This is a genomic window from Staphylococcus sp. GDY8P85P, assembly GCF_017892405.1.
In the GTDB taxonomy this organism is placed as follows: domain Bacteria; phylum Bacillota; class Bacilli; order Staphylococcales; family Staphylococcaceae; genus Staphylococcus; species Staphylococcus borealis.
Map to the genome: position 1 here is coordinate 23,648 of NZ_JAESLA010000049.1, position 10,164 is coordinate 33,811.

The window sequence follows — 10,164 nt, forward strand, 5'->3', positions numbered from 1 at the left end:
GGTGTATAATATATAGAACTGATTTAAGCTTATCAAAAAATATTTAAAAATTCGATATTTCGATTTGGAAAAGGAAGTAGAAGCATGGAAGCGTATAAAATAGAACACTTAAATAAATCATATGCGGATAAAATCATTTTTGATGATTTAAACCTATCTATTTCTGAACATGAAAAAATAGGACTAGTAGGAATTAATGGTACTGGTAAAAGTACATTACTTAAAGTGATTGGCAATCTAGACGATGATTTTACAGCTGATATTACACATCCTAATCAATATCGTATACGTTATTCTTCTCAAAAACAAGATTTAGATGGCACTATGACGGTCTTCCAAGCTGTACTTAGCTCTGATACAACAACACTTCGAATTATTAAAGCTTACGAAGAAGCCGTAACAAATTACACACAGCACCAAGATGATACGCATTTTCAAAAAATGATGGAAGCGCAAGAAGCTATGGATCGACATCATGCATGGGATTATAATGCAGAAATCAAAACGATCTTATCTAAACTAGGTATTCACGATACGACTAAAAAGATAAGTGAGTTGTCTGGTGGCCAACAAAAGCGAGTCGTACTAGCTAAGACGTTAATAGAACAACCTGATTTATTGTTACTAGACGAGCCAACGAACCACCTTGATTTTGAATCCATTACATGGCTAATCAATTACATCAAACAATATCCTCATACTGTTTTATTTGTAACGCATGATCGTTACTTTTTAAATGAAATCGCGAGTAGAATCATTGAGCTAGATCGAGGTAAACTAAAATCGTATCCGGGTAATTATGAAGATTACATCGCAATGCGAGCTGAAAATGAAATTATCGAACAAAAGCAACAAGACAAACAAAAGGCTTTATATAAACAGGAATTAGCGTGGATGAGAGCTGGTGCTAAGGCAAGAACGACAAAACAACAAGCGCGTATCAATCGTTTTAATGATTTGGAATCAGAAGTTCAAGGCCATCATGCCCAAGATAAGGGTCAACTTAACTTGGCATATTCAAGATTAGGTAAGCAAGTGTATGAACTGGAACACGTATCTAAGCAAATGAATGGTAAAACGTTGTTTGAAGATATTACAGAAATCATTCAAAGCGGTCAGCGTATTGGTATTGTTGGTCCGAATGGTGCTGGGAAAACGACATTATTAAATATTTTAAGTGGAGAAGATAATGATTATACAGGCACGCTTAAAATTGGTCAGACTGTAAAAGTAGCCTACTTCAAACAAACAGAAGAAACGTTAGATAGAGACATACGTATGATTGATTACTTGAGAGAAGAAAGTGAAGTGGCTAAAGAAAAGGATGGCACATCCATTTCTGTAACACAATTACTTGAACGATTCTTATTCCCAAGTGCAACGCATGGTAAGAAAATTTACAAATTATCGGGTGGAGAACAAAAGCGTTTATATTTACTACGTTTGCTCGTACATCAACCTAATGTATTGTTGTTGGATGAGCCAACGAACGACCTTGATACTGAAACATTAACCATTTTGGAAGATTACATTAGTACGTTTGGTGGTTCAGTTATCACTGTGAGTCATGATCGTTATTTCTTAAATAAAGTTGCTCAAGCATACTGGTATATTCATGACGGGAAAATGGAACGTATCGTAGGAACGTTTGAAGATTATGAGGCATACAAGAAAGAGCAAGATAAAATTGCGACATTAGAGAAACAAGCGCAACAACCGAAACAAAAGACAACTGTTCGAAAAAAATCTGGCTTATCATATAAAGAAAAACGTGAATATGAGTCATTGATGGAACGCATTGATCAAACAGAAACACGTTTAGAAGAAATCGATGAAGAGATGATTGCGGCTAGTGCTGATTATGCCAAAATCAAAGAATTAAATGAAGAAAAAGAACAATTAGAGCTAACATATGAAACAGACATCACGAGATGGAGTGAATTAGAAGAACTAAAAGAGCAATAAGGGGAATGTAAAGTATGGAAGCAACATTATCGCATTATTTTGGCTATGAGAAGTTTAGACCGGGGCAAAAAGAAATCATAACTAAAATAATGAATCATCATAATGTGTTAGGTGTATTACCTACAGGTGGTGGGAAATCAATCTGTTATCAAGTGCCTGGTTTAATGTTGGGCGGAACGACGATTGTCATTAGTCCATTAATCTCTTTAATGAAAGACCAAGTCGATCAGCTTAAGGCTATGGGAATTAAAGCCGCCTATTTAAATAGTAGTTTAACCAAGAAACAACAAAAAGACATTGAAAATGATTTAATGAAGGGTCATATTCAATTTTTATATGTGGCACCAGAACGTTTTGATAATCAATATTTTTTAAGTTTATTAAGTCGTATTGATATTCATCTTATCGCATTTGATGAAGCCCATTGTATATCTAAATGGGGTCATGATTTTAGACCTAGCTATCAAAGTGTGATTAAGAAAGTATTCACATTACCCCAAAACTTTACAATTGTCGCACTGACGGCAACAGCAACTGCAGAAGTGCAACAAGATATTATGGAAAAGTTAAACATCGATAGGCATGATGAAGTAAAAACGAGTACAAAACGCCGTAACCTAATTTTTAAAGTGAATCCTACATATCAACGTCAAAAATTTGTCGTAGACTATGTGCAAAAGCATAAAGAACAAGCGGGTATAATCTATTGTTCTACACGTAAACAAGTTGAAGAGTTACAAGAAGCGCTTGACGTTATAAATGTTTCTTCTGCTATTTATCATGCAGGTTTAACAAATAAAGAACGTGAGACAGCTCAAAATGAATTTGTCTATGACAAAGTTAAAGTTGTTATTGCGACAAATGCGTTTGGTATGGGGATAGACAAATCAAATGTTAGATACGTCATACACTACAATATGCCCGGTGATCTGGAATCATATTATCAAGAGGCAGGCCGTGCAGGGCGTGATGGATTAGAAAGTGAATGCATCCTTTTATTTAGTGAGCGTGATAAAGGTTTACATGAATACTTTATTACGGTGTCACAGGCCGATGAGGACTACAAAGATAAAATGGGTGAAAAACTTACTAAAATGATTCAATACACAAAAACAAAAAAATGTCTCGAAGCAACAGTCGTTCATTACTTTGAACCCAATGAAAAGCTAGAAGAGTGTGGCCAATGTAGTAGTTGTATTCAACAAAATAAAACATATGATATGACACAAGAAGCTAAAATGATTATTAGTTGTATTGCACGTATGCGTCAAAAAGAAAGTTATAGTGTGATCATTCAAGTCTTGCGTGGAGAAACAAGTGATTATATTAAGTATAATGACTATGATAAGTTGACGACACACGGCTTAATGAAAGATTATACTACTTCAGAATTAAGTCATTTAATAGACGAATTGCGCTTTAAAGGATTTTTAAATGAATTTGATGAAATATTGATATGTGATGAAAGTGTTAAAAAGCTACTTAATGATGAAATTAAAGTATTTACGACACCATTTAAACAAAAATCTAAAGAGAAGGTTTATATCAATACAGTTGAAGGTGTCGATCGTGCATTATACAGTGAATTGGTTGAAGTACGTCGTAAATTAAGTGAGAAATTAAATATTGCGCCGGTAAGTATCTTTTCAGATTATACCTTAGAAGAATTTGCTAAACGTAAACCGGAATCTAAACAAGAAATGATATCTATTGATGGTGTTGGTAGTTACAAGTTAAAACATTATTGTCCGAAATTCTTAGAAACTATTCACTCTTATAAAGCCAGTATATAAACGCAACATCTAAATATATTAGGAGATCCTGGAACAAACAATGTTATGAGGCGCCTGAGTAAATGCATAGCAACTAACTGAATTGAAAAGTCATTCCAATTTACTTGAGAGTGGGATAATGAATGCACAAAACATTCTATCCTACTCTCTTTATTTTTTATTTATATTGTTATGCTATATTTTTTGAATGTAATTACAATAATATGACTAATTTAATATGAATTCATCATTAAACATGTTTAAATAGGGAATAAGAATGCAAACATTTTAAATAGGTAGATTAAATGAAGGTGACTAAATGATTGAATTTAAAAATGTAACCAAACGTTATGGCGATAATGTAGCTGTCGATAATGTGAGTTTCAAAATCAATGAAGGAGAGTTCTTTGTACTCATCGGCCCATCTGGATGTGGAAAAACGACCACTTTGAAAATGATTAACAGACTAATTCCGTTAAGTGAAGGGTATATTTATTTCAAAGATAAGCCCATTAGCGATTATCCCGTTTATGAAATGCGATGGGACATTGGATATGTGTTACAACAAATTGCACTTTTTCCGCATATGACAATTAAAGAAAATATTGCACAAGTGCCACAGATGAAAAAATGGAAAGACAAAGATATTGATCGACGTGTAGACGAATTACTTACAATGGTTGGTTTAGAACCGGAAAAATATCGTGATCGTAAACCAAATGAATTATCAGGTGGCCAACGCCAAAGAGTTGGGGTAATCAGAGCATTAGCTGCTGATCCTCCAGTCATATTGATGGATGAGCCATTCAGCGCATTGGACCCGATAAGTCGTGAAAAGCTACAGGATGATTTAATAACATTACAAACACAAATAAAGAAGACAATCGTGTTCGTCACACATGATATACAAGAAGCTATGAAGTTAGGCGATCGAATTTGCTTACTCAACAATGGCCGTGTTGAACAAATTGATACACCGCAAGCGTTTCGAGATCAACCTAAAAATGCATTTGTAGAAGAATTTATGGGAAGTCATTTAGATCAAAATCAAGAAACATTGCAGTTGAAAGACTTAAAGATTACAACGCCGCTCACAGAGACAGAAACGCAATACGATTACCCAATCATCAATAGTGATGTCCAATTACGTTCAATTTATTCGAAATTAGCACAGCATGAAGCGGTAATTGTGAATGATGCATCAACTTCTACGCAGTCTCTCTTAAAGCGTGAAGATGTCTTTAAATTTTTATCTCAAGATGACTACGTTAAGGAGGGTAAAGCATGAGTGACTTATTGAGCACCCTCAACGACCGTAAAGGCGAAGTATTTACAACCATTGTAGAACATATTCAAATATCATTTATCGCATTATTAATCGCGATCTTAATCGCTGTTCCACTAGGGATTGCTTTAACGAAAACGAAGCGCTTGTCTGAAGTCATCATGAATATAGCGGCAATATTACAAACTATTCCATCTTTAGCATTATTAGGCTTGATGATTCCAATCTTTGGTATTGGTCGACTTCCTGCAATTATCGCGTTAGTTGTGTATGCCTTGTTACCAATTTTAAGAAATACATATACAGGCATTAAAGAAGTCGATCCATCACTCATTGAAGCTGCTAAAGGTATAGGTATGAAACCGATGCGTCGATTAACGAGAGTTGAGTTACCTATTGCCATGCCAGTGATGATGGCCGGTATTCGTACAGCAATGGTATTAATTATCGGTACAGCAACTTTAGCTGCATTAATTGGTGCAGGCGGACTTGGTGATTTAATCTTATTAGGTATTGACCGTAATAACGCATCACTCATTCTTATTGGTGCGATTCCTGCTGCATTACTCGCTATTATGTTTGATGTGATATTGCGATATATGGAGAAATTGTCTTACAAGAAATTATTAATCACTGTTGGAGTGATGATCCTTATTATATTATTGGTCATTGTTGTACCACTTTTCGGGAAAAAAGGGGACACAATTACGCTTGCAGGTAAATTAGGTTCAGAACCCTCAATTATTACAAATATGTATAAAATTTTAATTGAAGATGAAACAGACAATACAGTTGATGTTAAAGATGGTATGGGGAAAACATCATTCCTCTTCAATGCTTTGAAATCAGATGATATAGATGGTTATTTAGAATTTACAGGTACAGTGTTAGGAGAATTAACGAAAGAAGATTTAAAATCTAAAAAAGAAGGTGCTGTATATCAACAAGCTAAACAAAGTTTAGAGAAAAAATATGACATGACTATGTTAGAACCTATGAAGTACAACAACACGTATGCGTTAGCAGTAAAAAAGGATTTCGCTAAAGAGAATAATATTAAAACGATAGGTGATTTACAAAAAGTCGAGGACAAACTTAAACCAGGATTTACGATGGAATTTAACGACCGTCCTGATGGCTACAAAGCTGTGTCTAAAGCTTATGGACTCGATTTATCAAATATTAAAAAAATGGAGCCAAAATTACGATATACTGCAGTCGAAAAAGGCGATATCAATTTAATTGATGCGTATTCAACCGATGCGGAATTAAAACAATATGATATGGTCGTTTTAAAGGATGATAAGCATGTCTTCCCACCATATCAAGGTGCACCGATGTTTAAAGAGAAATTCTTAAAAGAACATCCTGAAATTAAAAAACCATTGAATAAGTTAAAAGGTAAAATTTCAGATGAAGAGATGCAAGAAATGAATTATAAAGTTACCGTAAAAAATGAAGATCCTTATAAGGTTGCAAAACATTATCTTGAACAAGAAGGTTTAGTCAAATAAAAGAAGTGTATAGCGATTGACACATCGATTATTTTAAGGCTACTTGATAAAAGTGCCTTTGATGATTGCTAGACTGAAAAACGCTAACATTAAGTTTCTCATAGTACAAATGATGCTCAGGGAGCGGGACAACGAATTGATTTCAATTTCTGTCCTGCTTCTTTTTTTAGTGAGAATTTCGTATAGACAATTGTAATCTGATTTAATTTTATTTACACTAATGAATAAATACACAAAATTAGCGTGTATGGTTTTAGGGGGGAGAAAATGAATACAAAGAACTATTCTAGACAAGAAATAGTGGAGAGTGTACCTCAAAAAGGATTTTTCGGTCATCCTAAAGGTTTAAGTACACTATTCTTTACTGAATTTTGGGAGCGATTCAGTTACTATGGTATGAAAGCCATTTTAGCTTATTATCTGTACTATTCTGTTAGTAAAGGTGGCTTTGGTTTACCACAAGGGACAGCACTACAAATTGTATCGTTATACGGTGCACTTATCTATATGTCTGGTACCATCGGAGGTTGGATTGCAGACAGAATGATTGGCACACGTCATGCTCTGTTTTATGGTGGCATACTTATTATGTTTGGACATATTCTGTTGACGATACCGGGTAGTTTAACCGTAGTTATGATTGCATTATTACTGCTTATTATTGGTACAGGTTTATTGAAACCTAATATCTCAACTACCGTTGGAGAATTATATGACCATAATGACAGACGTTTAGATGCAGCATTTACAATTTTTTATATGGGTATTAACCTAGGTAGTTTTTTAGCACCATTTGCGACAGGATATTTACAAACAAGACTAGGATTTCACTATGGTTTCGCTGTAGCTGCAGTAGGTATGTTCGTAGGATTAGTGACATACTATATTACCAATAAAAAGAACTTAGGATTAGCTGGTTTAAGTGTGCCTAATCCGCTTCGCAAAGAAGAAATCAAAAGGTTATCAATTATTACTGGTATTATCGTGTTAATTTTCGCAATTATCCTACTTATCTTGCAATTTACTGGACAATTAAGTCTATCTAGTTTTAGTATGATTGTTACATTCGTAGGTATCGTATTACCGATTTGTATTTTTGTTTATATGTTATCAAGTCATAAGACGCGTAAAGAAGAGCGTTCAAGAATTTATAGTTACATACCGTTATTTATTACATCTGTTGCATTCTGGATGATTCAAGAACAAGGTTCAACAGTTTTAGCTAACTTTGCAGATCAGAAGACAGAACTAAGTTTGGCTAAACTGACAAATGGTGTTCTCGATTTTCATATACCAGCAGCGTGGTTCCAGTCGATTAACCCGGTATTTATCATAATATTAGCACCTATCTTTGCTAGTATATGGACGAAATTAGGTAAGCATAATCCAAGTACAGTATACAAATTTGCACTAGGTGCAATTTTCGCTGGGTTATCTTATTTAGTCATGATTATACCGTTAAGTAGTCATGTTCAAATGATTCATCCTATTTGGTTGGTGTTAAGTTTCTTCTTAATCACATTGGGAGAATTATGTATTTCACCAGTTGGGTTATCAGTAACGTCTAAATTAGCACCTGCAAAATTCTCAGCACAGATGATGGCACTATGGATGTTAAGTAACGCGACTGCACAAAGTATCAATAGTCAAATTGTTGTCCTATTTAAAATTATTAGTGAAAAAGAATTCTTCTTATATTCTGGATTGTTTACACTTCTCATTGGTGTGATCTTAGTTGCGATTTCTCCAATTGTTAAAAAAGCAATGAATGGCGTACATTAAGATACGATAGCAGTCCTGCAATTTGATATTGTGTAAGGCAACATCGTTTATGATTGAATAAACATTTTATATTTATGAAAAGGAGTGGTTGGCAATGAAACAACAATTAAATCAATTAACAGCGTATCAACCAGGTTTATCACCACAAGCACTTAAAGAAAAACATGGCATTGAAGGGGACCTATATAAACTTGCCTCAAATGAGAATTTATATGGCCCTTCTCCAAAAGCAAAAGAAGCAGTTCAAGCACACGTAGATGAATTATTCTACTACCCGGAAACTGGGTCGCCATCACTACGCAAAGCGATTAGTGAGCACTTGAATGTGGATGCGTCTAGAATTCTATTTGGTGCTGGGTTAGATGAAGTTATCTTGATGATTTCAAGAGCGGTATTAACACCGGGTGATAAGATTGTAACGAGTGAAGCAACATTTGGTCAGTACTATCACAACGCGATTGTAGAGTCAGCTGATGTTGTCCAAGTACCATTGAAAGATGGTGGCTTTGATTTAGATGGGATTATAAAAGAAGTAGATGAAGATACTGCCTTAGTATGGTTATGTAATCCTAACAACCCAACTGGAACGTATTTCAATCATGATGAACTAGAACACTTTTTAGAACAAGTGCCTAGTCATGTACCAGTATTGATTGATGAAGCATACTTCGAGTTCGTTACGGCAAATGATTATCCTGATACATTGAAATTGCAAGAACGTTTTGATAATGCATTTTTATTAAGAACGTTCTCTAAAGCTTATGGCTTAGCAGGATTACGTGTAGGTTATGTTGTTGCTACGAATGAAGCAATTGAAAAATGGAACATCATTCGTCCACCATTTAATGTCACTCGTATTTCAGAATATGCCGCCATTGCAGCGTTAGAAGATCAAGACTATTTAAATGAGATTACAGCTAAAAATGCTGTCGAACGTCAGAAATTTTATGCTATACCGCAAAGTAAACATTTCTTACCAAGTCAAACGAACTTTGTATTTGTGGTCACAAACAAAGCACAAGAATTATACGAAGCATTATTAAATGTTGGTTGTATTACACGACCATTTCCAACTGGTGTACGTATTACAATCGGATTCCCAGAACAAAATGACAAGATGATAGAAGTATTGAAACACTTTGATTATTAAAGACGAATCTAACGGATTAAGCTTTCGATGCAAGATAATTGAATCAGTTCTGATAGTGCTATAAATTTAAATATAGCAAGAGAGTGGTACAATCAATTCGATATGAATTCTGTACCACTCTCTTTTGAATTTTTGCTATACTTTAACAGTATATAGGTGATGATTAAGGGAGAGATATTATGTCTAGAAAATCTATAGCTATTGATATGGATGAAGTCTTAGCAGACACATTAGGTGCCATTATTGAAGCGGTTAATGTTAAAACTGAATTAGGGATCACGGTTGAGTCGCTCAATGGTCAAAAGCTTAAAAACGTGATACCGGAACATGATGGATTAGTGCGTGATATTTTAAGAGCGCCTGGCTTTTTTAGAAATCTAAAGGTAATGCCACATGCACAAGAGGTAGTTGAGAAATTAACAGAACATTACGATGTTTACATTGCAACAGCGGCGATGGATGTACCAACATCATTTCATGATAAATATGAATGGTTACTTGAGTTCTTCCCATTTTTAGACCCTCAACAATTTATCTTTTGCGGTCGTAAAAATATAGTAAAAACAGATTATCTCATTGATGATAATCCTCGACAATTACAAATTTTTGAAGGAGAACCAATCATGTTTACTGCGTCTCATAATGTTAATGAAGAACGCTTTAAACGTGTTAATGGGGCTCTATAATAAATTGGAC

Annotated in this window: 7 protein-coding genes; all 7 read left to right on the forward strand. The window is 34.5% G+C overall.

What is annotated here, in order from left to right; genetic code table 11:
- Positions 1 to 84 precede the first annotated feature (84 nt).
- The 7 genes from KA828_RS10635 to KA828_RS10665 all read left to right on the forward strand — a co-directional run bounded on the left by KA828_RS10635 (position 85) and on the right by KA828_RS10665 (position 10,154).
- Entirely contained in the window at positions 85 to 1,965 is a 1,881-nt protein-coding gene (locus tag KA828_RS10635) for an ABC-F family ATP-binding cassette domain-containing protein (RefSeq protein ID WP_210126202.1), read from the forward strand.
- 14 nt (positions 1,966 to 1,979) lie between these two features.
- Entirely contained in the window at positions 1,980 to 3,758 is a 1,779-nt protein-coding gene (gene recQ / locus KA828_RS10640) for a DNA helicase RecQ (protein WP_107629644.1), read from the forward strand.
- A gap of 298 nt (positions 3,759 to 4,056) precedes the next feature.
- Positions 4,057 to 5,025 carry an ABC transporter ATP-binding protein gene (locus KA828_RS10645; protein WP_210126203.1) on the forward strand — a complete coding sequence of 323 codons (969 nt, stop codon included), beginning with the start codon at positions 4,057 to 4,059 and terminating at the stop codon, positions 5,023 to 5,025.
- A complete protein-coding gene (locus KA828_RS10650; protein WP_210126204.1) occupies positions 5,022 to 6,536 on the forward strand; it encodes an ABC transporter permease/substrate-binding protein in 1,515 nt (504 codons plus the stop codon). The genes KA828_RS10645 and KA828_RS10650 overlap by 4 nt, the downstream gene beginning before the upstream one ends.
- A 267-nt stretch (positions 6,537 to 6,803) precedes the next feature.
- Entirely contained in the window at positions 6,804 to 8,318 is a 1,515-nt protein-coding gene (locus KA828_RS10655; RefSeq protein ID WP_075108247.1) for a peptide MFS transporter, read from the forward strand.
- Between the two features lie 94 nt (positions 8,319 to 8,412).
- The gene (gene hisC / locus KA828_RS10660) at positions 8,413 to 9,468 is read left to right on the forward strand and encodes a histidinol-phosphate transaminase (RefSeq protein ID WP_210126205.1); all 1,056 of its coding nucleotides are present in this window, start codon (positions 8,413 to 8,415) and stop codon (positions 9,466 to 9,468) included.
- Between the two features lie 179 nt (positions 9,469 to 9,647).
- A complete protein-coding gene (locus KA828_RS10665) occupies positions 9,648 to 10,154 on the forward strand; it encodes a 5' nucleotidase, NT5C type (RefSeq protein WP_210126206.1) in 507 nt (168 codons plus the stop codon).
- The last annotated feature ends 10 nt before the right edge of the window (positions 10,155 to 10,164 follow it).